24 protein-coding genes are annotated in these 23457 nt (G+C 50.1%); 7 read left to right on the top strand and 17 right to left on the bottom strand.

Annotated elements, in window-relative coordinates:
• Window positions 1-192: 192 nt before the first annotated feature.
• Entirely contained in the window at window positions 193-765 is a 573-nt protein-coding gene (locus BLQ82_RS07925; RefSeq protein WP_062528409.1) for a TetR/AcrR family transcriptional regulator, read from the bottom strand.
• 205 nt (window positions 766-970) lie between these two features.
• On the opposite strand from BLQ82_RS07925, the gene BLQ82_RS07920 reads away from it, so the two are divergent.
• Together BLQ82_RS07920 and BLQ82_RS31860 are read left to right on the top strand one after the other, a co-directional pair.
• Window positions 971-1720, top strand: a complete 750-nt coding sequence (locus tag BLQ82_RS07920) for an SDR family oxidoreductase (protein WP_062528410.1) — start codon at window positions 971-973, stop codon at window positions 1718-1720.
• Between the two features lie 99 nt (window positions 1721-1819).
• Window positions 1820-1987, top strand: coding sequence for a hypothetical protein (locus BLQ82_RS31860; protein WP_167529895.1), 168 nt, complete (start codon window positions 1820-1822; stop codon window positions 1985-1987).
• Window positions 1988-2116: 129 nt separating this feature from the next.
• Here BLQ82_RS31860 and BLQ82_RS07915 read toward each other — a convergent pair whose 3' ends face one another.
• The 3 genes from BLQ82_RS07915 to BLQ82_RS07905 all read right to left on the bottom strand — a co-directional run bounded on the left by BLQ82_RS07915 (window position 2117) and on the right by BLQ82_RS07905 (window position 5518).
• On the bottom strand, window positions 2117-3100 hold the full coding sequence (locus tag BLQ82_RS07915; RefSeq protein WP_062528412.1) for a cation diffusion facilitator family transporter: 984 nt from the start codon (window positions 3098-3100) through the stop codon (window positions 2117-2119).
• A gap of 112 nt (window positions 3101-3212) precedes the next feature.
• Window positions 3213-3626 carry a VOC family protein gene (locus BLQ82_RS07910; protein ID WP_062528413.1) on the bottom strand — a complete coding sequence of 138 codons (414 nt, stop codon included), beginning with the start codon at window positions 3624-3626 and terminating at the stop codon, window positions 3213-3215.
• Between the two features lie 38 nt (window positions 3627-3664).
• Window positions 3665-5518, bottom strand: coding sequence for an ABC transporter substrate-binding protein (locus BLQ82_RS07905; protein WP_074648020.1), 1854 nt, complete (start codon window positions 5516-5518; stop codon window positions 3665-3667).
• Between the two features lie 181 nt (window positions 5519-5699).
• On the opposite strand from BLQ82_RS07905, the gene BLQ82_RS07900 reads away from it, so the two are divergent.
• Entirely contained in the window at window positions 5700-6938 is a 1239-nt protein-coding gene (locus BLQ82_RS07900; protein WP_062528414.1) for an MDR family MFS transporter, read from the top strand.
• 144 nt (window positions 6939-7082) lie between these two features.
• On the opposite strand, the gene BLQ82_RS07895 is transcribed toward BLQ82_RS07900, so the two are convergent.
• Entirely contained in the window at window positions 7083-8039 is a 957-nt protein-coding gene (locus BLQ82_RS07895) for a helix-turn-helix transcriptional regulator (RefSeq protein ID WP_062528415.1), read from the bottom strand.
• Between the two features lie 116 nt (window positions 8040-8155).
• Here BLQ82_RS07895 and BLQ82_RS07890 point away from each other — a divergent pair, with 116 nt between their 5' ends.
• Entirely contained in the window at window positions 8156-9088 is a 933-nt protein-coding gene (locus BLQ82_RS07890) for a Gfo/Idh/MocA family protein (protein ID WP_062528416.1), read from the top strand.
• A gap of 346 nt (window positions 9089-9434) precedes the next feature.
• On the top strand, window positions 9435-9836 hold the full coding sequence (locus BLQ82_RS07885; protein ID WP_244280727.1) for a hypothetical protein: 402 nt from the start codon (window positions 9435-9437) through the stop codon (window positions 9834-9836).
• Between the two features lie 130 nt (window positions 9837-9966).
• On the opposite strand, the gene BLQ82_RS07880 is transcribed toward BLQ82_RS07885, so the two are convergent.
• The 5 genes from BLQ82_RS07880 to BLQ82_RS07860 all read right to left on the bottom strand — a co-directional run bounded on the left by BLQ82_RS07880 (window position 9967) and on the right by BLQ82_RS07860 (window position 15961).
• Window positions 9967-10998: a hypothetical protein gene (locus tag BLQ82_RS07880; RefSeq protein WP_062528417.1), complete on the bottom strand. Its 1032-nt coding sequence runs from the start codon at window positions 10996-10998 to the stop codon at window positions 9967-9969.
• 64 nt (window positions 10999-11062) lie between these two features.
• On the bottom strand, window positions 11063-12601 hold the full coding sequence (locus BLQ82_RS07875; RefSeq protein ID WP_143013374.1) for a sensor histidine kinase: 1539 nt from the start codon (window positions 12599-12601) through the stop codon (window positions 11063-11065).
• The gene (locus BLQ82_RS07870; protein WP_062528419.1) at window positions 12570-13268 is read right to left on the bottom strand and encodes a response regulator transcription factor; all 699 of its coding nucleotides are present in this window, start codon (window positions 13266-13268) and stop codon (window positions 12570-12572) included. The genes BLQ82_RS07875 and BLQ82_RS07870 overlap by 32 nt, the downstream gene beginning before the upstream one ends.
• Window positions 13269-13302: 34 nt before the next feature.
• A complete protein-coding gene (locus BLQ82_RS07865; protein ID WP_062528420.1) occupies window positions 13303-15336 on the bottom strand; it encodes a serine hydrolase domain-containing protein in 2034 nt (677 codons plus the stop codon).
• Window positions 15337-15451: 115 nt separating this feature from the next.
• Window positions 15452-15961: a GNAT family N-acetyltransferase gene (locus BLQ82_RS07860; protein ID WP_062528421.1), complete on the bottom strand. Its 510-nt coding sequence runs from the start codon at window positions 15959-15961 to the stop codon at window positions 15452-15454.
• Between the two features lie 181 nt (window positions 15962-16142).
• Between BLQ82_RS07860 and xerS the strand changes: the two genes are divergently transcribed.
• Together xerS and BLQ82_RS07850 are read left to right on the top strand one after the other, a co-directional pair.
• On the top strand, window positions 16143-17225 hold the full coding sequence (gene xerS, locus BLQ82_RS07855) for a tyrosine recombinase XerS (RefSeq protein WP_062528422.1): 1083 nt from the start codon (window positions 16143-16145) through the stop codon (window positions 17223-17225).
• Between the two features lie 32 nt (window positions 17226-17257).
• Window positions 17258-18127 (top strand): pentapeptide repeat-containing protein, encoded by an 870-nt coding sequence (locus tag BLQ82_RS07850; protein WP_062528423.1) that lies wholly within the window; start codon window positions 17258-17260, stop codon window positions 18125-18127.
• 165 nt (window positions 18128-18292) lie between these two features.
• Here the strand turns inward: BLQ82_RS07850 and mobB are convergent, their stop codons facing one another.
• From mobB to lpdD, 7 genes are all read right to left on the bottom strand, one after another.
• Window positions 18293-18853: a molybdopterin-guanine dinucleotide biosynthesis protein B gene (gene mobB / locus BLQ82_RS07845; protein ID WP_244280726.1), complete on the bottom strand. Its 561-nt coding sequence runs from the start codon at window positions 18851-18853 to the stop codon at window positions 18293-18295.
• A 147-nt stretch (window positions 18854-19000) separates the two neighbouring features.
• Window positions 19001-20281, bottom strand: a complete 1281-nt coding sequence (locus tag BLQ82_RS07840; RefSeq protein WP_062528424.1) for a molybdopterin molybdotransferase MoeA — start codon at window positions 20279-20281, stop codon at window positions 19001-19003.
• 165 nt (window positions 20282-20446) lie between these two features.
• Window positions 20447-20677, bottom strand: coding sequence for a hypothetical protein (locus BLQ82_RS07835; RefSeq protein ID WP_062528425.1), 231 nt, complete (start codon window positions 20675-20677; stop codon window positions 20447-20449).
• A 620-nt stretch (window positions 20678-21297) separates the two neighbouring features.
• Window positions 21298-21801: a DUF4178 domain-containing protein gene (locus BLQ82_RS07830; protein WP_062528426.1), complete on the bottom strand. Its 504-nt coding sequence runs from the start codon at window positions 21799-21801 to the stop codon at window positions 21298-21300.
• A 25-nt stretch (window positions 21802-21826) separates the two neighbouring features.
• On the bottom strand, window positions 21827-22237 hold the full coding sequence (locus BLQ82_RS07825; protein ID WP_062528427.1) for a DUF350 domain-containing protein: 411 nt from the start codon (window positions 22235-22237) through the stop codon (window positions 21827-21829).
• 129 nt (window positions 22238-22366) lie between these two features.
• Complete coding sequence (locus tag BLQ82_RS07820; protein ID WP_020429902.1) at window positions 22367-23035, bottom strand: PspA/IM30 family protein; 669 nt, start codon at window positions 23033-23035, stop codon at window positions 22367-22369.
• A 63-nt stretch (window positions 23036-23098) separates the two neighbouring features.
• Entirely contained in the window at window positions 23099-23446 is a 348-nt protein-coding gene (lpdD, locus tag BLQ82_RS07815) for a prenylated flavin chaperone LpdD (RefSeq protein WP_062528428.1), read from the bottom strand.
• Window positions 23447-23457 lie beyond the last annotated feature (11 nt).

Here is a 23457-nt window from a genome sequence, read left to right as displayed (position 1 = left end):
TTCGTCGTACAAGTGCCCTCTTCCTTAAATAAAATCGCTCTCACCAAAAACAGCGTATAATTTATGTTATACGCTGTTTTTTCGGCGTTAAATAGACTATTTGCACATACTCTCTAAATCTCCAATTGCCGGCAATCATTTGGATTTCTCTGACCCTAATTCACAATGCGTAAAATAAATTCAGGTCGTTATCTAATCGGAAATAGCACCATGCTGGTGTCCTTCGATACCTTGATTCAGCAAATTCCAAAACTGTTCCACCATGACCGATGCCGGATATGGCATCGAACGGATAATCCACCATTCCAATACACCCACTGCCGCTGAAATTAAAAATTGCACCGTAATGTCCCTGTTCAGTTTCCCATCGAGGTTGATCGAATCCAGATGCTCGGTCAGTTTTTGCCGCAACATTGTCTCCACTTGGTTTCGAAAAACCGTGTTTCCCTTGCTCGTCAGCATTAAGGAATAGAACGAAGCATGTTGCTCCAAATATTCAAACGTGCGTAATAGTGTGGTTTTGGAAGGGAGATGAACCATGTTATCTTCAGACATACAATTATGTAGTAACTGGTTAATTTGAGCTTCCAAGTGTTGATCGCGCAGATCGTACTTGTCTTTGAAATGCAAATACACCGTTCCCCGATTGACATTCGCTTCCTCAGCAATTTGATTGATCGTTATGCTCTCGAATTCCTTTTCTGACATCAGCCTCATAAAAGCATCAATAATCGCTTGCCTCGATTTTTGAATACGCCTGTCCATATCCTTCTCTCCTTTATCCCATATAGAATGAACACATCGAAGCCCTTTGTTGAAAAATCAACAACGGAGCTTGCTTTAACCATTGAACACCATTTTTCGCTCTGGTACATTCACTATATAAAACGTATGTTATTAATTCAACATATGTTTAATTTAAGAAGAGGTATACAAAAATCGTTTATATTAAATCAGGAGGGTTTACAAAATGAAACTTACAGGAAACACGATTTTCATTACAGGCGGCGGCTCGGGAATTGGGCGTGCGTTAGCAGAAGCTCTACACAATCTTGGAAATAAAGTTATTATCTCTGGCCGGAGTAAAGAGCGTCTGGAGGAGACAATCAACGCGAATCCCGGCATATCCGCAGTGGAATTGAATGTACAAGATCCTGCCAGCATAGAGGCGGCCGCTAAGCAGTTAATCGAAGAACACCCGGATTTAAATGTCTTGATTAACAACGCCGGCATCATCCACTCCGATAACGCGGCGGGTGTGATTGATGAGGATGTTTTGGTTTCGACAGTCAAGACAAACTTGCTAGGACCAATTCGTATGACTTCTGCATTGATCGAGCATTTGAAATCCAAAGAAGAAGCGGTTGTCATCAACACGACTTCGATACTTGGATTTATGCCATTAGCGGCGACTGCTGTATATTCCGCGACGAAGGCGGCACTTCATACCTATACACTGTCCCAACGGTACATGCTTAAAGACACATCGGTAAAAGTATTAGAAATTGTGCCGCCATGGGTTCAAAGCAACAACAATGAACCGCGTGCGATGCCACTCGCGTCATTCATTGAAGCAACGATAAAGGTACTTGGTACGGATACAGACGAAGTTCTGGTTGAAGAAGCAAAAATGTTTCGAAATAACTCTGGCCCGAACGAAGGTGTTTTTGTGACCCAGTTTAACGATTCGATGAAGTCTCAACCTCCAAAGATTCATTGATCCACCTATTAGACACCTCCCATTCTCCCTTCGTCTCCTTTCACGCTGCCCTCAATTTGGGCATATGATAGGATATCAAGCGCGAAGGTGGAACAGAATATGTCTAAGAACAAACGCGGCAAAGCCTTATGGCGGACTCCCTCCCGGAGCAGAGGCACCTGCCCGATCTGCGGCAGCACAAGAATCAAGCTTTTATATTTTGGCAAAGATCCCTCCGGCGACAAGCTTGCGGTCTGCAAAAAATGCGATGGGAAACAAGTGGGGTAAGTACTGACAGAAGGATTAGTTGAGATGGCGGACTTTGCCCCCTTCCCCATCGTCAAAAACAAACAGGGGAATGCCGCATTCACAGCACTCCCCTTCCATGTTTATTCCTTTTACATTACATAAACAAGTTCAGCCATTTGCTTGCGGCTCCCAGTTGCGGATGCCATTATCCTCCAGAATTCCGAGTGTCACGTCCGAGATGTGCGGATCTGCCAGCAGTTTGTCTCTGACCTTGAATTTGATATCATCGGCATCCGCCAGGGACATCCCCTTCTTCAGCTCAATCAGCCCCTCAACGTGATAATATCGTCCCTCCTGCAAAATACGCATTTGGTAAATATCCGTCACCTGCGGATCGCTGAAGATGATCCGGGCGACCCGGTCTTCAATCTCCGGAGGGGCAGCTACACCGATCAGCCCGACCATATTGTCATACCCTACTCGAAAAGCAACACCGATCATCATAAAGGCAATCAGAATGCTGGACACACCATCAAGCAGCTTGAAACTGGTAAAAGCGGTCACCAGCACGGCGAGCATCGCGAGTGCCCCGCCGCTTGTGGCCACCAGATCTTCATAGAACACCAGGCGGGTCGGCGGCGCGGCTCTTTTTACATTTTTGAGTGATGCGGTGAGTTTCCTCAATCCTTTGGCTTCGACTCTCGATTCATGCAGCACTTCATTCATCGCCTTCACCCAGACAAAGCCATCTGCACCGATGGAAAGCAGCAGTACGATCACATTGATCCAATACCCGCCCGATTCCTCCGCCGGATGCTTCAGCAAATGGAAGCCCTCCAGCATCGTTTCATAAGCCATAATGGTTACGACAATCACGGCCACCATACAGAACAGGTTAATGACACGGCCGAAGCCGTCCGGGAAGCGGCGGGTCGGTCTTTTCTCAGCGAGCACACTTCCGGTAAACACAAACATCTGGTTCACTGCATCGGCAATCGAATGCATCATCGTGGCGAACATCGAGCCACTGCCGGTGAGCGCGAAAGCGACAGCTTTGACGACGGCAATGCAGGTATTGCCGATCGCGGCCGAGCCTGACGATTTGTTTCCTTTACGGATTAAGCTTCCAAGCGATTCACTGGTTTGTTCCATCGGAATGAATGCCTCCTTACGCTGTGATTAGCCATTGCTGCGGGGCCATGTATGGTATTTACCCTTTGCAGCCGGTTTCTATCACTTGCGGAGATAGGAGGCACTTGTTAATTTACTCCGGGTCCGGCAGGTTGAGCTGCCAGGTCACGCCAAACCGGTCGGCAACCCATCCGAATTTGCGGCTGAAGGGATATTCGCCTAAAGGCATCAGAACATTGCCCCCCTGAGATAGTTGTTCAAAAACAGTATCAAGCTCTGCTTCACTTGCGCAATTTACATACAGAGAAATCGCCGGTGTAAAGGAAAAGCCGTGCTTCACATAGCTGTCAATGCACATGAAGGAAGCTCCCTTGATCGTAAATGACGCATGCATGACCGTTCCCTCTGCTCCGGCTTCACCTGGGCCATAACGCTTAATGCTGGTTACTTCTGAACGGTCGAACAATGAAACATAGAAATTCATCGCCTCTTCAGCCTGTCCTTCAAACATCAGAAATGTGCTGATCCCTGGTTGTGCATGGTTCATTTGTTCACAGCTCCCTTTAATAATTTGGCTTCCCTATCTTATTCTACCGAATCGGAATTGGACATGCCAGTTCCAGTACCAGTGCCAATGCCGCCTCCATGCGCTTTTTCTGCAAATCCCGTTTTGATCCACAGCCTGGAGATATCAAGAAAACCAAAAGAACCGGCATGCAGACCGAACAGGCTCTGGTTGAGCTGCGCTCTTTTGTTCAGATGAGAGCCGTATAATACCCAGCAGTTGTCACGGACCAAGGATTCCGTACATTCCAAAAGCAGAATTCTAGCTGCCTCCGGCACCTCGGCAAAATCCTGCAGCTGTGCTTCGATCGCGTCCCGCTGACTCTGCTGCAGCAGAGAATAAAAGTGATTGGATTGATTCATAAAATAGTTAATCATTCCCCACTGCCAGTCGTCCTCCAGCACCTCCTCCGCAAGCAGCAGATCGGCCTGCAGCAAAAGCTCCCTAATATTAAAATTGGAATAGGGTGCAAGACGTATATTCAGACCAATCCGTGCTCCGCGCCGCTGCAGCCACTCCGCTTCTTCCCGTTCTTCTTCCCGTCTGGATGCATAGGCAAGCATGATTACTTCTCCCTGATAGCCGGCGGCCCGCAGCAGCTTTTGCGCTTCTTCCATGGAAGGCTGTTTCCAGAGGGTGCGGCGGCTTATCCAGGGCAAAAAACTGTCCGCCGGTGTAATCCGGTTGCCCCCCAATTCACGGACCAGCGCCTCCGGGTGGTACAGCATCCGCAGCACCTGCCGGAATAACGGGTGATGCTGCCGCCCATTCCGGTGAAAGTTCATCATAATATACCTGCAGCCCAGTGCCGGATAGTCAATGCTAAGATTGGCACACTCCCCCTCTCCGGCGCCGGTCCCGCCCGTCTCCGCGTCAGGCAGCTGATAAGTACGGTCATTATAGCCCAGCTCCGGCACATACCAGATTTCAACCCGGTCGAGCAGCGGCCGTATCGCATAATAATCATCGAAAGCTGCCAGCACCAGAACATTCTCGTTGTAATCCAATAGGCGGTAAGGGCCGGTTCCAATCGGTTGATTCAGGACATCCACATCGTAAGGCAGTATGGACATGTGCACACAGCTGAATAAATGCAGAAAGAACAGATTGGGGCGTGCCAGATCGATGCGGATGCGGTGATCCCCCTGAAGCTCAATCCGCACAATATCCCGGTAATGCCACGAAACAGGACTCTTCTCATCTGTCAGTCGCAGCAGTGTCTCTTTCACATCTTTTGAAGTCAGAAACCTGCCGTGATGAAAACGGACTCTCTTGCGCAGATAGAAAATATAGCTGGTATGCTCCGTATTAGCCTCCCACATATGGGCCAGTCCCGGCAAAAAGCTGTTGCTCTTGGCATCATAAGTTACTAGCGTGCTGCAGATCTGTTCGATCAGGTAGGATTCAAAGGCTGTATACACGGAAGCGGGGTCCAGCTTCTCCATTCGCCGGTTGCGGATAATGCGCAGAGTATCCAGCCCGGTAATGGATTCAGTCTCACTGTGGTAGCCCATATGCATATTCAAAAGCGACAAGAGGCGCTCCTGCAGCGCACCGTTCACCTCGGGCAATCCAATCAGCTCGATCCCCTGTTTGATTTTCCCCTTGCCGGTGAGGTCCTGAAGATGCTCCTCCAATACCTCTTCTACGCTCCGCATAAAGGTCATCCCGGACTTATGTCCCCGCCCCCGTCCCGGCTGCCACTGTATGAGGCCCTTCTCTTCGAGCTTGCGCAGAATGAACTTCACATTGCGGGGAGTACAGCACAGGACCGAAGCCAGCAGCTCTATGGTCACCGGAATCGGCTCCTGGAGTCTGGAGGGAGTATTCAAGGCCGAAACCAGCCGGAGAAAATGTACGACATTGTTATCCATATAAAGTGCTCCTTTAAAGGTGAAAGAGAGGAGAGAAAGCTTACACTTTTATTTCCCCCTTTTATCTATACAATTATACACATGCAAACACGGCTGTGTCCTATCTATCCGTATATTAGAACAGAAACCCGTAAGCTTTCCCCCAAAAATACAGCAATCAGATTAGGAGATCCACGATTACATGAAACAGCATTTGCAGCAAATCCATCCCCTGGCCTGGACGATTATCATCGGCACCATGTTCGGCCGCCTGGTAACTTCGATGAGTATTCCTTTTTTATCCATTTATTTAACCCAGGTTCTTGGCGCATCCCATTCACAAACCGGCATAACCGTAGCTGTCAGCTCATTGGCAGGCGTGCTGATCAGCTTCTATGGCGGATACATTTCCGATGTCTTCGGCCGTAAAATCGTCATGCTGGTCTCCGTATTCGGCTGGGCGTGTGTCTTTTTCGGCTTCTCTTCCGCGCAGCATGTCTGGGTCTTTTTCCTGGTGAATACGCTGAATGGCCTGTGCCGTGCCGTATTTGAACCCACTTCGCGTGCACTGCTCTCGGATATTACCCCTCCGGATCATAAACTGCTGGTTTTCAATCTGCGGTATGCGGCAGTCAATCTGGGTGTAGTATTTGGCCCGATTATCGGTTTGCAGCTGGGCTCGGCTAAATCCACCTTCCCGTTCGTGATCGCCGGAGTGGTATATATTGCTTACGGAATCGTACTCTTTATGCAATTCTCGGCCCATCGCGCCAGTCTGCCTGTGCGTTCGGAAGCACGTGCTCCCAAACTGCGTGAAGCGCTCGCAGTCACCGGGCGGGACCGTGTATTTCTGCCGGTGCTGGTGGGGACTATCTTTTGTGTGCTGGGCTATGGGCATTTCAGTTCCACGCTGGCTCAGTATCTGGCGGTCGACACTCATTTCTCGAATGGAAGTCAGGTCTTTTCCTACATGCTGTCGCTTAACGCAGTCACCGTACTTGTGGTCCAATACCCGATCGTCCGTACAGCCAGCAAATATCCGCCGCTTGTTCCGTTAATTCTGGGGAATATCTGCGTAGCGCTCAGTCTGGTTCTGTTCGGTGTTGCAGGCGGGGTAGCCCTATTGATGTTCAGTGTGGTGCTGTTCACCGTCGGGGAGGTCCTTCTCTTTACCATGATGGATATGCTGATTGACCGGATTGCCAAGCCGGAATGGAAAGGCACGTATTTTGGCACGATAGGCTTTAATAATCTGGGTAATGTGATGGCACCTATTCTCGGGGGGCTGCTGCTTGATGAATTTGGCGCCACGAATGGCCCGGCTGTATTTGTACCGCTGGCTCTAAGCACTGCACTGGGCCTTCCTTTCCTTATCACTGCACATAAACGACTGCATGCCAGAGAACGCGCTGAAGCCGCAAGCCCCTCTCAAAGCGCCTAATCCAGAAAATGCTCTAGCCTGAACCTCACTATTAAGACCCGCCAGCAGCCGAAGCGCTTAGCGGGTCTTTGTTGGGCGGGGTTTTGCCTTAAACAGGTTAAGTTAACATAATATTTAATATGTAACCTCGTTGCATGAACTTTGTTAAACATACACCTTTTGCAGCATTTGAAGCTGCTCTTTAATGTATTCCCTGATTTCTGTAGGCTGCAAGATTACCGCATCGTTCAGCAGATTCATTACCTGCCTGCATGCCAATTCATAGCTGTACAGATTCAGTGTACACTCCAGGTGTTCCTCGGTTTCCTTTGCTTCGACGATCTCGTACTGTCTCAAGCCCTGCTGCCGCTCCTTGGCTGCCCGCACCACCACAGGATAGAACTCTTCTTGCCTGCAGTTTTGCTTAAAAACATCATTCCCGCGCAGCCAATATTCCTCCAGGGAGAAATCTGGCGGGACTGTGTATTCTCCATCCATCGCATCAACGGATACAATCCGCTCACATTTGAACGTACGAATCTCATCCGCTGCCTCGCAGTAAGCTGCCAGGTACCACTCCCCCTGCTTCACAATCATTCCATAGGGATGCAGAATGCGGGAGGACAGTTCTCCATTTACTTTGCGGTACTGAATGCGGATCAACCGGCATCTCCAGACGGCCGAGCGAAGCTGCTCCAGGCAAGGAAGCTCTGCCCGTTCCTCCCACCATGGGGCGTTATCGTAATAAAACCGGGTTTTGGCTTTGTGAATATCCTCCTGATAGGCAGCGTGCAAGGTATTTTCGAGCTTCAGCAGCGCATTCTTAAGCTTTAGTCCTGATTCAGTCTGAGCGTCAAAAGGAATACCCATCCCCGTCAAATACAGATTGATCACTTCTTCACCGTGCAGCTTCTGCAGGTTGACCGAGTAGCCTTCCATCAGCGAGATCCCGCCTCCCGGACCAGGTGTTGTTACCATAGGAATCCCGGATTCTGCTAAGACATCAATGTCTCTGTATATAGAGCGAACTGAGGTTTCAAGCGCTTCCGCCAGCTCGTTGGCTTTCATTTTCCCTCTGGATTCAATCAATAGAAGTATTGCAATCAAGCGATGCAGCCTCATATTTTAGCCCCCTCATGCGATAGTAAATATATTCTGCCATGTCACACTATTCTCGCCACTCTGTTGTCAACAATACATGTGTATGATGAATGTATCAAAGAGAGGAGCTGCTGTAAATGAATATTGGCATACTGGGAACAGGCTTTGGAGCCTATCATGCAAGCCTATTCGCAAAAATGGAAGGTGTCACACGCATCGTCATCTTTGGCAGAAATGAAGCCAAGCTGGGCCAGCTGAAGGAGGAACTGGGAGTTGAAACTACTACCTCCATCGAAGAGATTATATCCGATCCCTCGCTGGATCTGATCGATATTTGCCTGCCATCTCATCTGCACAGTCAATACGCCATCCAGGCGCTGAAAGCCGGAAAACATGTATTTTGCGAAACTCCGGTTTGCCTGAGCAGTGCGGATGCATTGGCTATGCGGCAAGCTCAAGATAGTTCTGGGAAGCGGATCATGGTCAATCAGTTTATCAAATTCGATCATGCTTATACCTATCTGTACGAATCCGTAAACAGTGGACAGTACGGCAAGCTGCTGCATGTAAGCCTGAAAAGAGAAACCGCACCCTTATGGGGCGACCTGGGTTTGGGTAAAATTGCAGCAAACCTCATGATCCACGAATTGGATATGGTAACCTGGCTGCTGGGTAATCCTCCAATCTCCTCCATCTGGGGAAGCAGCAGCAAAGATGGCCAAGCGCTGGTCCATGCAGATTTTGATACACCACAGTTCTCTGCCGAAATCCTTGTCTCCTCCCAAATGCCGGAAGCTTATCCGTTCACCGTAGGGTATGAAGCCTATTTTGAACAAGCTAAGCTTGTGTTCCATGAAGTAGATTATCCGGATGGCAAAGTGGAAGCCACACTGCACGAATATGGACCGGCCGGAAAACAGGAGATTGTACTGGATCAAGGTAACCCTTATGAGAAAAGCTTACGCTACGCGCTCCAAAGCTTCGCCGGCGGCTCCGCCTCCATTATTTCACTGGATCATGCCGTAAATGCCGCTGAAGCTGCTTTTGAGATTAGCCGAAAATTGTTTTGACAATACATAGCTGTTTTGAGAGCCGGGCACCTCCACCTTATTCTGTCTTGTTGTATAAAAGGACCGTCGTATGGTGTATTTGAGTGAAGTGGGTGGGTGGTGTCTGGTTTTTGTTTTATTATTGTGAATTTTTCATATGTTGTAATATTCATTATATGTCTGTTTTAGCCTGGAATTTTTGGCGCATAGACCTATAATAACTCGCAAGTTGTTGTCATAGTTATTATTATGTTAACTGTGTATTGTTCCCTTTCTGAATTTGACTTAACTATTGGAGATTCACTCAGAATCCAAGCCCGTCTTTTTGCTATAATAAGGTAAAATACATGCTTGGGAGGAATGTTGGATGAAAGAGGACGATGACCAGAAAGAGGCAAGTTATGTGGAATTCATAAAAAGTCCAGAGCCCAATATTGCAGGTCTCCCCCACTCTCGTCACGGTATAGAGCCGGAAAATATCGTCTGGCACATGGAAACCATGAGCGTCGACAGTCTTCATGAAGCATTTGAATGGATCATAAGCGGTCCTCTTATGGAGATTCGCTATCGCTATTCCGGCTATCAGACATCCGACTGGATGCTGGCCCATGTTCTGGTGTTTGAACTCACCCGGCTGAATACGATTTCTGTTCCCCAGTTCCTTGTCCATGCGAATTATGATCTCACCAGTGAAGGCATACTCTACAAAATCTGGGTGACGCCGCTGTCTCCACTGCCCGCACATAGTGACGGCGAAAAGCCTGAATAACCCCTGCAATTGATGGGTTTATTCAGGCTTAAGTGATTTCCCCGCCTAACTAATGAATGCACCTCGTAAGTGTTTCACATAAGTGTTCTATATAAGTTTACATAATATTCATTACGTAACTTGATTAATATCAATCAATATTGGCTACCTTCCATTCGCCTTGCTTGTTGCGCAGCAAATAGATTCCATAGCTCTGATCCGCCTGGTAGCCTTCATCCGTCATGAACCGATAGCTCACATTAAAGGTTGCCCGCTGCGTGCCTTCCGCTGCAATTCCCTCATACGTCAACTCCGTGAAACGGTAAGCTGTCGAATTCTCAATGAAGAACAGCAAATAGTCCCCGGTTTCGGGTGATTGCATAGTGCTAAGAAACTTCTCTTTGTCATGCGCAACAATAGCTTCGAGACAGTTCATTACCTCCTTCAGCATCTGCCGGCTCTCTTTGCTCTTCCCGACATCGGGCTTCTGAACAAAAACCCCGGCCACCAGCGGCGGCTGCTTCTTCATGTACTGCACTTCTCTCAGAACATTAACAAACAGGGGCAAAAGCTCTTTCCGCTGCTCTGCAGTGGTTCGGATTTCTGCCTGGTAGACTTGTCCTTTGGCTTGAATCTTGAACACATCCACTCTGCTGTTTCCATCGGAGTAACCGCCCTGGTATTCCTTATACTGCTGCAGGGCTGTATCGCTACCGGCTATTTCAGGCTGGTCCCCTCCGGCTTTGGCGGAATCGCCATCATTTAATGCACGAAAGGATATCCAATTTTCTTTGTCGCTAGTCCCCCATGCGGTTCGGCCATTCTCTTCAAAACGGCGCATATTCTCCGGCATGAAAACGGCCAGCGGCAAGCTCTGGTCAGCAGAATATTTCGCCTGCAGCTCCGTGCCCGTAATCAGATATGACCGCCCGCTCCCGTCGTATTCAGGGACTTCACCCTGGATCAACGAAGCAGACTTGGCAGCAGGCAAAGGGGATGATTCAGCAGTAGGTGAAGCTGTAGGGGCTGCAGTTGTTGGAGCAGCGGGAAGGGCAGTTGCCGACTGTGCCGGACTGGCTTTTGCTCCCGGAACATTAGAATCTGTAACGTTACTGCAGCCTGCACTAAAGGCGGCTATTGCAGATAAACAACCAATCCAGACGATTTTTTGGATATGGGGCATGATCAATCACCTCTATGTACAGACGCTGGAAAACTCTACAAGTTGCACTTTTTTCATGCCGCTGTTAATAAGCCATAAAAAGTTCGATAATCATCCCCAGGCGTTCTCCTTCGATCCGCGCGTCCAGCTTGCCCCCATGCAGCCTGATGATCTCAGCTGCAATGGACAGGCCCAGCCCCGCGCCTTCGCCAGTCCGCGACGAATCCCCTTTGTAGAACCGGTCAAACAGCCTGTGCAGCTCCACGCTCCCCATCGTTTGGGCCGGCGTGCTCCACAATTCCAGCCGAAGCGGAATATGACGACGATTCTCCGCCACCGGTTCCCGGAGGCGGATAATAAGCTCTGTATCTGGGCGGCTGTATTTGAAGGCGTTGGAGAGCAGATTTTCCAGCACCCGGACGAATAGGTCAGCGTCAATCTCCACATGAACCGACTGATCCGGGAGCAGCAGAACCGTCTCAATCCGCCTGTCCCTGCTTTGGGGGTGATACCCCACCACAACCTGGCGCAGCAGCTCCTGCATGTTCACCCTGCTCTTGTTCATCACTGCGGGCTTCCATTTCAGCTGCGAAATCTCAAAAAACTCATCAATCAGCTTCTTTAAGTAACCTGTCCGCTCCTCCAGAACCTCAATATACCGCTCCTTTTCCGGTTCACTGTCATACGATTTTTCTTTGAGCAGACTGAGAAAGCCCATGATGGAAGTTAACGGCGTGCGCAGGTCATGGGAAATATTGAGCAGAAAATCCTTCTCCTTGCTCCGGCTTGCGGCGATTTGCTCAGCCATATCATTCAGTGCAGCAGCCATCGTGGTAAGCTCATTGTTGTATTTTAGCGGAATACGAGCCTCAAAATCAGTCGCGTACAGCGTATGTGTGCCCCGTTTGAGAGTGCGCATATACCGGATTCTCCCCCGCACACCAAGATAAAAAAGCAGTAAAAACACAACAATACCCAGCAGAGATACAGGATTCTCGGTATAAGTAAACGTGCTTACAGCCACCAGATAAAGCCCGTTCCCCAGCTTACGAGTTTCCTGCAGTTTTGTGCCTGAGCTGTTGTTATAGCTGATGCTGATGCCTTCTTTAGGTGCAAAGAAAACGATATTGTAGACCTGTTCCTTCTCCGGATTGCCGATCACGAAACCTCCCGCCTCCGGCGCAGGGGAATAATCTGCTGTAGACAGCAACGCCTTACCCCCCGGCAATGTCTCCCCGGAGCGGACAATGACAACCTGCGAATTGGCTTGAAGCAGCTCCCCCTGCCCATTTACCACAGACACAACTACCTCCTCTGCGGCCCTAAAGCTTTTGTCGTAGTCCAAGGGAAACGTCGCCCGCAGCTCCTGCTCCAGTTGATGAGGAATTGCTGCCTTGCTTGCCCGGGTATCCAGCCAAGCCGCCAGCGGATTGCCAACCTTTTCCCTGTAGTTCATAATCCGCTCCGCATCGGTCTGTGCCGGATAAAATAACGCGGAGCCCTTCAAAAAATGGGCTGTCAATGAAACTGTGACCAGCGTGGCTGCCAGCGACAGAATAAAAATCAGGACCAGTTCACCGACCAGTCCTGTTCTAAGCTTCTTTGTCCACTTTATAACCAACACCCCAGACCGTTCTGATGTACTTGGAATTTTTGACGGTATCCCCCAGCTTTTCCCGCAGATTGCGGATATGGGTAAGCACGGTGTTGTCGCTCTCCAGATAGGTATCCTCCCAGACCAGCTCATAAATGTCGCGTGAGGTAAACACCCGGCCCTTGTTCCTGGCCAGCAGCAGCAATATCCCATATTCTTTGGGCGTCATGTTAATCTCCACACCATTTTTGGACACGGCATGCTCCTCCGGCAGCAGAGTGACATCCTTAATCTGCAGCTCCCCCGGAGCCTCTGCCGGCTGTTCTGCGGCTGCCGGACTGCGTTTTAGTATCGCCGAGATTCGCAAAGACAGCTCCGTCAGATCAAAGGGCTTCGTGACATAATCATCGCAGCCGGCAATAAATCCCCGGATTTTATCCTCCTGCTGATCCTTGGCGGTCAGGAAAATCACCGGAACCTCCGAGATTTCCCTAATCCGTCCAATCAGGTCAAAACCATTCAAGACCGGCATCATAATATCCAGTAGAATGAGCTGAAATGCCTCATTCCGAATGTGGTCCAGCGCCGTCTCCCCTTCATAGCAGGACGAAATACTGTACCCTTCCCGTTCTAAAAATATAGATAAAAAGTCCACAATCGTCCGGTCGTCATCCACAATTAAAATCCGGGTGCACATCTTGGCCAGCCGCCGCCTTTCGTCCCTGTCTCCTCTAAATAAAAAGCAGCAGCTTCATCAGATACATATAGAGGATCGCGCTGGCTCCGGCCAGTCCCAATCCCAGAATAACCGCTGCGTCAAAGAGATGCAGTTTTTTGCTTCGTCCATATTTTACTGCAAATCCAACCGAGCACGCTATGGCTGCTGCGATCCCCGCTGCAAGAATGTTGGCTGCAAGCAGCCACTGGCCCTGTACCGCACGGCTTTCGGAGAAAACACCCAGCAGAATAACTGCCGCCGCACCAAGAATAAGCGGAGCAATAAGATAGGCAGGAAGCCTGTGCCGCAGACGCATTCGCGTCGCTCCCGATTTTTTGCGTCTGCAAATGGCAATCAATCCTGCTAAAAGACCCAACAGTGCGCCAGCGAGCGCTATTTTCCAGGCCAGTCCTCCGGCCCCTGCTTCCCAGGAATTCAGCTTAACAAATGCCTGGTAGGGCACTGTAGTGTCCAGCACGAGATATTTGCTCCCGCTCTCTCCTTCTTTTAGTACAAGATATTTATTGGCCTTTTTATTGTAAAAAATCCGCTTGCCGATCTGTGTATATTGTCCGTTCAGCTCCTCACCCGCGGATTTCAGGGTAATCTCCCCTTGCTTACTGACGGTCACTCCGGGTGTCATCATCCGGTACCGCAGCTTGGAAACTCCTGGGCCCAGCCCTTCGCTGATCACCATGGCATATGTACCGGCGTAGGATTGAATGCTTGCAGCGGGTTCCGGTGCCTCCCCGGTCGATGTGGCCAGCGGCTGATCCATACTTACTCCGAAGAAGGAGTAGAGCTGTTCCTCAAAGGCATCCCGCAAAGTCCCGTCGTCTCCCTCGTATTGGGAGTTGCAGCCGATGAAAAACCCGATTCCCTTGGAGGGCATAATCGATATTAAGCTAGAAAATGCCTCCGTATCTCCGGGATGAACCAGAATGGCGGGGTTTTTATCGTTTTGAAAAAAGCCGTAGGCATAACCAGGCATTAAGGGATGCGCGGAATATTGCAGCGAGTACATCTGTTTCGCAGTATCCTGTCCAAAAATCGGGTTCTCCCCTTGGCCCCCATCCTGCAGATGTGCCAATACAAACTTGCCCATATCGTCAGCGGTTGACCAGATGGAGCCGGCGGGATAGGTCAGAACCTCCCCCTGCTTCATTTTGACAAACCCCTTATCGTAGGAATACCCCTGGGCCAATGGCTGGTTCAACCGCTCCGGTGTAAGATAAGTCAAGCTGTTGTCCATATGCAGAGGAGTAAAAATATGCTGGCGGATATAATCATCGTAGGACAGGCCGCTCGCTCTTTCCAGAATATATCCGGCGAGGGTAAATCCTTCATTGCTATACTGCACTGCATCTCCCGGTGCCCTCACCAGCGGCGGCAGCAGCTTCTGCAGGGTCTGTTCGAGGGGAACCCGCTGCTCCGGTACTATGTCCGACCAAGCCCCTTCGCGCTGTTCGGCATTGGCGAACCCCCCGGTATTCGTCAGCAAATGCTTCATGGTTAGCGGAGTATGGTAAGGGTTGGCCACTTGCAGCGAATCCGGCAAATAGCGGTTCACATCCGCATCCAGGTCCAGCTTCCCCTGCTCCGCCAGCTGCAACGCAGCTGTAGCCGTAAATACTTTGGACACCGAAGCGATGCTGAAGCGGGTCTTGAACGGATCTACCGGCACCTTGGCCTCTACATCCGCATATCCGTAGCCTTTCTCCAGCAGGATTGCACCATCCTTGACCACCGCCAAAGTTACGCCCGGCACATGGTATTTGTCCATCGCTGACTTCATAAATTCATCGGTCTGCCGCTCCAACCGCTCACGTTCTCCCCTAGCGGCTGCTTCCTCTTGCTTCTCCGGCGGGGTATCCGCTGCGTGCGCTGGCGATTGTACATCTTGTGGCTGAGGCTGCACCGCCTGCACCTCCGTTTGCACCGTCTGTACCTTCACCGCTTGTGCTTGCGCAGATACTGGCTGTATCGCCGCAGCTTGTGCCACAATCGCTACAGCCAGTCCCATTTTCATCCATTGTCCCATTCTCATGCTCCCACTCCTGTCTCTTTCAACACCTTATGGGTCCATGATACAGCGGCAATATGGAGAAAAAAGCGGCATAATTCTAAAGAAAAAATAAAGCCCTGTTCCACGATTCATCCGTTTATTTATTCACCCTATTAATACTTAACGTACTGAAGTATTGACTGGGATTGCCTTGCTTGGGATTGAATCGTTCTTTGAATTCTCCGCCAGTATACGCGCCAATGACCCTGTGCCAAAAATTGCGTGCAGGGGTGTTGGCCCGGATCTGCGAAACCTTCCAGTCGCCGGGGAACATATCGAACAGCCGGTGTGCCGCCCATGTGCCTACTCCGCTGCGGCGGTATTTTTGCATCACAAAAAACTCGGTCATATAGAATTGTCCCTCTGAACTGCGAAGCAGCCTGTCCACCAGTGCAAATCCGGCAATATTATCGTCCACCGTGAACAAATAGGCGAATTTATTAGTTCCGCTGTTCCAGTAAGCCTCCAAACCGGGATAGGCCGGAAACGCGCCGTCACGGTCCACCTCAAGCTCCAGGTAGCGGGTAAAGTCATATAAATAAAACTGCATCAGCCTGCTGATGGTGTGGCGCTGCTCTTTGGGAACCAGCTCGATTCCAAGTTCCATTAGGTCACCTCTTAAGATCACTTTTATTACACATTCTATAACTTTGCCACTTCAGGAGCAAGGCAACCCCTGTATGCCAGAGTGAAAGCCGCCCAAAAGCTATGAAACATGATAAAATAGGAAGAAACAAGGAAGACCACTCCGCAGATGATCAGCAACTATAAGGCAGGTGAACAAGTTTTTGAGCATTCAAAAAAATAGCGACCGCAAACATTTAGACGAAAAAGTGCTGCTCATGCCCTGGTTTGTACAGCAGTTCATTGACTTCAAACGTCCAGACCTCTCCCCCTCTACTCTGCTGGAGTACATCCGCGATTATGAATCGTTCTTCGGCTGGCTGCGTGCGGAGGGTCTTACCCAGGCCGCAAGTCTGGCGGAGATTACTTTACTGGATTTGGAGACTCTGCATATGGACAGCATTGTCGGTTACCGTCTGTACCTGACCACCCGTGCCGAGGGAACCAATACCAGAGTTACGGTCTCCCGCAAGCTTTCGGCACTTCGTTCGTTATTCCACTATTTAAGCCAGATTGCTGAAGACGAGAATTTCTATCCCTTGCTCAAGCGCAACATCATGGCTAAGGTGGAGATCAACCGCATTCACAAGCCCAAGGACACAGCCGCCAAGCTCAAAGGCAAAATTCTGGAAGACGAGGAGCTGCTGGAGTTCGTAGGATACATTTACGATGGATATGGGCGGGATGTTGAAGCGAACAAGCAGGCCTACTATTCCTTCCAGCTCAACCGCGAACGCGACGCCTGCATTGCCAGCCTCATTCTGAACTCCGGCCTCCGTGTCTCTGAAGTGGTCAACCTGAACGTGGATGATCTGGATGTGAACAATAAGCTGCTGTATGTCTACCGCAAGGGGAATAACGATGAAACATTCAAAACCCCGGTCTACTTCAGGGAGCAGGCCAAGGATGACCTCTCGCTCTATCTGAGTCTGCGGCAGTCCCGCTACAAAACACCCAAGAAAGAAAAAGCGCTGTTCATTGCACTGCCGAACGGCAGCCATGAAGGCAAACGGATGACCAAGCGGGCGATCCAGGAGATGATTATCAAATACGCCAAGCGGTTCGGCAAGCCCTATCTTACCGTGCATAAGCTGCGCCATTCTTTTGCTACAGACTATTATCTGCAAAATGATATCTACAAAACGAAGGAACAGCTCGGACACGCTTCGACAGAAACTACCGAGGTATATGCGCATCTTACAGACAAAACGATGTCCGAGGCCATTGAGCGGCGTCTGGAGAGCTGATCCTCTTATCCTGAAAGGAGTAATTATCTTAAATGTCTTACCCTCAAGAATTGCTGTCTGCTTCACCCGACCCACGAAATATTCATTTACAGTCCAATTGCGAAAGCTGCTTTGGCCTCTGCTGTGCCGCATTGCCCTTTGCCGTATCATCAGACTTTGCCATCGATAAAAATGCCGGCCAGCCTTGTCCTAACCTGCGGAATGATTTCCGCTGCGGGATTCATACCGGACTGAGAGCCAAGGGATTCAGGGGTTGTACTGTATATGAATGTTTTGGTGCAGGTCCAAAGGTTTCCCATATTACCTTTAACGGCAAGGATTGGCGCGAGGCTCCGGAAACTGCCGCCCTAATGTTCGAGGTCTTCCCGGTGATGCGTCATCTTCATGAGCTGCTGTGTTATCTGACTGAGGCACTGCTGCTGCCGGCGGCCCAGCCGATCCATAGCCAGCTCTATTCCGCACTTGAGCAGACTGAGCGGCTGACCCTGCTGCCGGCTGATGAACTGCTTAAGGTGGATGTGCATGCTCACCGTGCAGAGATTAATGAGCTGCTGCTGCGGACCAGCGAACTGGCACGCGAGGCTGCACGGCGTCAGCTGCACAATACCCCCAAACGTCCTAAAGTCTACCGGGGCGCTGACCTGATCGGCGCCAAGCTTAAGAAAGCAGATCTTCGCTGTGTCAGTCTGCGTGGAGCATATCTGATTGCTGCAGACCTTAGCGGTGCGGATCTGAGGGGAGCCGATCTGATCGGCGCTGATTTCCGCGACACCAATCTTTGCGGCGCTGACCTTAGAGGTACGCTGTTCCTAACCCAATCGCAGCTTAATGCGGCGAAGGGCGATGCTGTGACCAAGCTTCCCGATAGATTTGTACATCCTGAGCACTGGACTACGGTGTAGAAGCGCCGCTGCATTATTGCTCTTTATTCCCGGAAATCCATACAGCAGAACAGCGGCTCCGCACTCCTTCGACTGGAGAGCAGGGCCGCTGTTCTTTGTGACAGGGTTTATAATGATGTAACATCTACGGGAGTTGTTGCACTACGGATTTCTATTGTGAATTTTTCATATATTGAAATTTTGAAAATAAGATCGTTGCTGCCACAAAAAGTTAGCTATTTCCGGGCTGTCGTTAATGGCAAACCGGTGAATGCCACGGATCTCCGGTAATTCCATATCCTGTAATGTGTCCCAAACGGCCATTGCGACGATATTGCTTGCCTCTCCCAACAGCGGGATATCCTCTTCACGGCGGATCAGGACGATTTTGGGGTAATGCTCCTGTTTGAAGCCCTCTACCAGCACATAATCATAGCCGGCAAAAGCTTCAATCAGTTCCGCCAGACTGCTTGTCCGTTCCTGAATCACTGATGTCCGGGCAGCGCTGGTGATGGCAACTGCTGAAGCCCCGGCCTGCCGCTGCTTCCAGGTATCCGTTCCCTCATGGTCCATCTCAAAATCATGTCCGTCATGCTTAATGACCGCTACTGTGCAGCCTTTCTGCCGCAACTGGGGAATCAATTCGCAGAGCAGGGTCGTTTTACCGCTGTTTTTATAACCTACGATCTGGCACACGGCAGGTCTGCTGCTCCCTTTGTTCAAAATATAAGAATTTATATGCTTCACGCTATAAATTTTCCTTCTACTTCTCGCTGAAACGGTACCGTCCTTAAAAAGGACGGCAAAGCCGTTTCTACTTGTCATCTTTTGTTGTCTGCGCCGCTTCATCCCAGCAGCCTCCCATCCCGCATTACCTGGCTCAGACCTCATTCTTTAACCCCGAATTTCACCAGGCAGCTTGAGTACTTTCACAGAATCTCCCGCAGATACCCCCCGTTCCTCCGGCGGGATCACGATTAGGCAGTCACTATCCTTAATCGTTACCATCACAGAGGATTCATCAATGGTGGCCGGATAGGCATAGAGCTGCCCTTCATGAATCTCCAGCCGGGCACGGACAAAGCGGGTGTAATTATTCACTTTGTTATAATCTGCCCCCAGCACTGCTGTCCATTCCGGCAGGAATGGCTGGTCAGCCCCTTGCATTTGCAGAATGACAGGCCGGGCGAACAAATGAAAGCCCACAAAACAGGCACCCGGATTGCCCGACAGAGCCAGTAATAACGTTCCTTCCCGGACAGCGGCCGTTGTCACACTTCCGGGACGCATCGTCACCTTGTTGAACAGCATGTCCCCGCTGTTCTCGCGGATCAGATCTCCCATGATGTCATAATCTCCGACAGACACCCCGCCGGTGGTAATCACCACATCATAACTTTCCAAAGCAATCTGCACTTTGCTTCGCGCCTGTTCAATATCATCCACAATGGACCCAAGCATCACCGGCTCCCCGCCACACTCCTGCACCAGCGCTTCCAGCATAGGAGAATTGCTGTTTCTTATTTTGCCTGGAACCAGCGGTTCATGAACGTCCAACAGCTCGGTTCCGGTTGCGAAGATGCCTACTTTGGGTCTGCGTATGACGTTTACCATAGGGATACCAAAAGCAGCCAGAACTGCAATATCGCCGGCCTTAATCATCCTTCCGGCGGAAAGCACAAGCTCCCCCTCCTTGAGCTCATAGCCGCGCGGTGTCACATTCTTGCCGGCTGCCTGCGGCTTGCGGATGCCCACCTGAAGTCTTCCGCCTTCTTCCCTGCTCTCGGTAGCTTCGAGCATCACGACCGTATCCGCGCCTGCCGGCACCTGGGCTCCTGTCATAATGCGGGCAGCCGTCCCTCTCCGGATTTCGGCAGCAGGTACGGCTCCGCATGGGATATTGTCCACCACGTCCAGCCAGACCCATTTCCCTTCACCCGCCTCCTCTGTGTCAGCGGCAATAAGCGCATAACCGTCCATTCCTGATCGGTTAAAGGCCGGAAACGGATGAGGTGCATAGACGGGCTCAGCCAAATAACGTCCTGCACTCTGGTCCAGAGGCACCTTTTCCATCTGGAGCAGCTTCCCATATTCAATGATCCGCGACTGGGCTTCTGCAACCTGGAGTGCTTTACGATGAAATTTGGAATCTTTTGCTTCCTCTTTACTGTTCATGTGTATCCAACCTCTTCATCTTGTTTTGTCATAAATAACATATTGGAGTTGATCCACTGGCCATACAGGACTATTTTAACATGGCAGACCTTACAGAGTTCAAAAAAATAGATGCCCCGCAATGAAGCGATAGCATCCATCATTATAGAAATCTTCAAGGCTGCTTCAAACGAAACGGCAGTATTTGTAAGCACGTTGTGCCTGCTGAAGCTCCGGTGCAGACAACCTTTTTTTGCCTGAAACATGGTCCAATAGCTGCTTGGCCGAAAATTCAGGAGTGCCTGCGGCTTTTTTCTCCGTCATATCCGGGTCAAAAACTGAACTGCAGAGGAACCCCTTAAGGGCGTTGCCGCAAAATGCTATGACTTCTACAGCCTTACCGTTCTTTTCTTTCATAACATGCTCCTCCTTAGAACTTCTTACCACCAGTATACGCTTATTTCCGCTGTCCGTTTCAATATTTTTCCATGGGCGAAACAGTGTGCCGCCCCACGGGATAGTGCAGCCGTCTTGCATTTAGCGTTACGTGGAGAACGACTCCCCATGAATCCGACGGCAACGCTTTAAGTGGAAAAAGGTTAACTAATTTGCCGGAGTACCTATCCTCTGGCAGATGAGGTGGAATAAGGTACACTAATTCAGCTCATTTCGCCATTGGACCAGAAATGTGGCCCAATCAGGTCCATTTTTCCATTTAAACTTCAGGATTTTTAAACTTCCGGAAAAATAAGATCCCTTTTTCCAACTAGCGCTGCGGAGAAGCCGGTGCGCTAGTTGGAATTAAGATATCTAGACCGGCTAATACCACAACTTTATAGTTTCCAAGATAAGGGGAAGTTGGACTTCGACGCTCTAACAACGGCATTTCTGCCATTGTTTCCGGGTAGGCTGGCACCAGGCGCTCCAACAACGGTGTATCGTTTCAGCAACAAATATATAAAAGATATTTGGCACAAAAACGGCTGCACCGTCCCTTTCAGGGACCATACAGCCGTACCGCAAAGCTCCTGTACCTTCTAAGCCCGGATGACTTTAACGTCTCCCGGAATGACCTTTTCACCTTCATACAGCATAAAACGGCCATTCTGCCACTCAACCCGAAGCAGCCGGGACTCATCGGACTGGTATTGCCATACATGCTGCTGCCCGCCGTTCATATAAGGAGTCTGTCCGGTGACCGAAGCATAACCTTCATATTCCTCTTCCAGATAATATGTGTAATCATCCAGCTCCAGGGTAGCAGGCACCTCGGCAGGATTATCCAGACGCCCGTCAATCGGCTGATACAATGCGTACTGAAGCTGCTCTCTTTGTTCTATATACAGATACCCGATATTGCTGCCGTCACGCAAAGTCAGTACCACAGCATTGCGGCCGCTGGTTTGCGTACGCCCGGTTACCTCGTAGGTTACCAGAGACACCTCGCAAATATCGCCTGGCGACAGGTCCAGCATACTTTTGGGCGCAGCCGGAGCCTCAGGTTTGGAGAAAATATTACCAATACGTTTCCAAATACTCAAACTCATCATTCCTTTTAAAGGTTTTCTAGCCTCGAATATAAGCCGCAATAATCAATGCACCGGTCAGATGAAGGGAGCCTGCCAGTACGCCGTAGCCGATTTTCCCCAGTTGGGTGCCATGGTCCAGATCCAGCTTCGCCCAGCTGAACAGGAGCAGACGTACTATTTTTTCCAGGAAAAATAAAAGCACGAAGGAAACTATGGAGACCGCCAGTGCATCTCCCAAACTGCTCGAAGAAGCAATGGAGGACGATAGAATATAGCCTTGCGCCAGCAGCTTAAGCACGAACCGCATGGTAACCGCCATATTGCCTGCTTTGATCTCTTCCAGATCGTTATAACGGGTAAAGAGCGAATCCACGTACATCAGCACACATAGCAGTACTGCGCCGCTTACCGTCCATACCACCATGGACACCAGAATATGGAAATCCATTACTTAGCCCCCGATAATCAGTTTGCCTGCCCGCTGACGGCAGCATAGAGAAGGCGAAGAAGAAACGTTCAATCTGTCTCCCCTTCGCCTGTGGACATCAGCCTTGAAGCCTGGGCCTATGCCGATATGTTATTGTTTGTCGTATTGCTTCATCAGTGCGGCCAATTCATCCTCTACCGCCTGATCCTTGCCCAGCTTCTCAAATTCGTCATCCAGCGATTTATTGCCGGAGCTCATCTCATTGCTGGCTTCAGCCTGTGCTTCCGCGGCCAGCATTTTGTCCTCCATCCGTTTCAGTCCTGCGGAGGCGGAATCGGAGCTGAATCCGCTCATGGCTTTGTTGATTTCCGTCTGGGCCTTAGCTGCATTGTAACGGGCAACCAGCGTCTCACGTTTGTTTTTCATCTGGGTAAGCTGTTTGCGCATTTCCTCCAGCTTGCCGCGCAGATTATCCGCAGATGCCTTGTTCTGGTCAAAGCTTGCCTTGTATTCCACCAGCTTGGCTTCTGCAGCCTTCTTCTCTTCGAGAGCACGGCGGGCCAGATCGGCATTGCCAGCCTGGGCAGCGGTGTGCGCCTGCTGATTACGCTTGCTTACCAGCGCTTCCTGTTCTTCATAGAGCTGCTTGAATTTCTTCTCAATGGCGATTTGGGCGGCAACAGCTTTTTCCGCATCCTCCAAATCTTCAGTCATGTCACGAATGTATTGGTCCGTCATTTTGACCGGGTCTTCCGCTTTGTCGATAATCGCATTCACATTGGACATGGTCAAATCACGCAATCTTTTAAAAATAGACATTGGTTCATTCCTCCAAAATAAAAGTGAGTTGCTTATTTGTTATCTTCTACGCAGGGAGTTGCATTATCGTTTCAAATTTTGCCCAAATAAATATTGATCCACTTTGAGATTCACAAAGTCCACAACCCGGGCTATGCCTTCCTTGCTTAAATTGTCGTAATGAATGCCCATCACCACGGTAACCGTCCGGTCAAGTGCAGCGGCAGCCCGCGCGGCAATAGACTCGCAGATTGTATGCTCCTTATGATGAGGAACCGCCGACGTGGATACTTTGACGTTCCCTTCCTCCATATAAGCAGTACTGGCGGCGCCAATATGCCGGACGCCTCCGCCAATCAGCAGCAGCAGGTCCCGGCCCACCTCGATAGCTGACAGTTCAATATCACCGGGATGAAGCTCTGAAGAAGACATTGTTACTCCCC

This window comes from Paenibacillus jilunlii, assembly GCF_900102965.1.
Lineage (GTDB): Bacteria > Bacillota > Bacilli > Paenibacillales > Paenibacillaceae > Paenibacillus_AQ > Paenibacillus_AQ jilunlii.
Note: the sequence above shows the minus strand (reverse complement) of the source record. Positions and strands in the feature narration are given on the sequence as shown.

Coding starts and splice junctions, on each gene's coding strand:
- BLQ82_RS07925 (WP_062528409.1), bottom strand. CDS start 765: ATGGACAGGCGTATTCAAAAATCGAGGCAAGCGATTATTGATGCTTTT.
- BLQ82_RS07920 (WP_062528410.1), top strand. CDS start 971: ATGAAACTTACAGGAAACACGATTTTCATTACAGGCGGCGGCTCGGGA.
- BLQ82_RS31860 (WP_167529895.1), top strand. CDS start 1,820: ATGTCTAAGAACAAACGCGGCAAAGCCTTATGGCGGACTCCCTCCCGG.
- BLQ82_RS07915 (WP_062528412.1), bottom strand. CDS start 3,100: ATGGAACAAACCAGTGAATCGCTTGGAAGCTTAATCCGTAAAGGAAAC.
- BLQ82_RS07910 (WP_062528413.1), bottom strand. CDS start 3,626: ATGAACCATGCACAACCAGGGATCAGCACATTTCTGATGTTTGAAGGA.
- BLQ82_RS07905 (WP_074648020.1), bottom strand. CDS start 5,518: ATGGATAACAATGTCGTACATTTTCTCCGGCTGGTTTCGGCCTTGAAT.
- BLQ82_RS07900 (WP_062528414.1), top strand. CDS start 5,700: ATGAAACAGCATTTGCAGCAAATCCATCCCCTGGCCTGGACGATTATC.
- BLQ82_RS07895 (WP_062528415.1), bottom strand. CDS start 8,039: ATGAGGCTGCATCGCTTGATTGCAATACTTCTATTGATTGAATCCAGA.
- BLQ82_RS07890 (WP_062528416.1), top strand. CDS start 8,156: ATGAATATTGGCATACTGGGAACAGGCTTTGGAGCCTATCATGCAAGC.
- BLQ82_RS07885 (WP_244280727.1), top strand. CDS start 9,435: ATGAAAGAGGACGATGACCAGAAAGAGGCAAGTTATGTGGAATTCATA.
- BLQ82_RS07880 (WP_062528417.1), bottom strand. CDS start 10,998: ATGCCCCATATCCAAAAAATCGTCTGGATTGGTTGTTTATCTGCAATA.
- BLQ82_RS07870 (WP_062528419.1), bottom strand. CDS start 13,268: ATGTGCACCCGGATTTTAATTGTGGATGACGACCGGACGATTGTGGAC.
- BLQ82_RS07865 (WP_062528420.1), bottom strand. CDS start 15,336: ATGAGAATGGGACAATGGATGAAAATGGGACTGGCTGTAGCGATTGTG.
- BLQ82_RS07860 (WP_062528421.1), bottom strand. CDS start 15,961: ATGGAACTTGGAATCGAGCTGGTTCCCAAAGAGCAGCGCCACACCATC.
- BLQ82_RS07850 (WP_062528423.1), top strand. CDS start 17,258: ATGTCTTACCCTCAAGAATTGCTGTCTGCTTCACCCGACCCACGAAAT.
- BLQ82_RS07840 (WP_062528424.1), bottom strand. CDS start 20,281: ATGAACAGTAAAGAGGAAGCAAAAGATTCCAAATTTCATCGTAAAGCA.
- BLQ82_RS07835 (WP_062528425.1), bottom strand. CDS start 20,677: ATGAAAGAAAAGAACGGTAAGGCTGTAGAAGTCATAGCATTTTGCGGC.
- BLQ82_RS07825 (WP_062528427.1), bottom strand. CDS start 22,237: ATGGATTTCCATATTCTGGTGTCCATGGTGGTATGGACGGTAAGCGGC.
- BLQ82_RS07820 (WP_020429902.1), bottom strand. CDS start 23,035: ATGTCTATTTTTAAAAGATTGCGTGATTTGACCATGTCCAATGTGAAT.
- lpdD (WP_062528428.1), bottom strand. CDS start 23,446: ATGTCTTCTTCAGAGCTTCATCCCGGTGATATTGAACTGTCAGCTATC.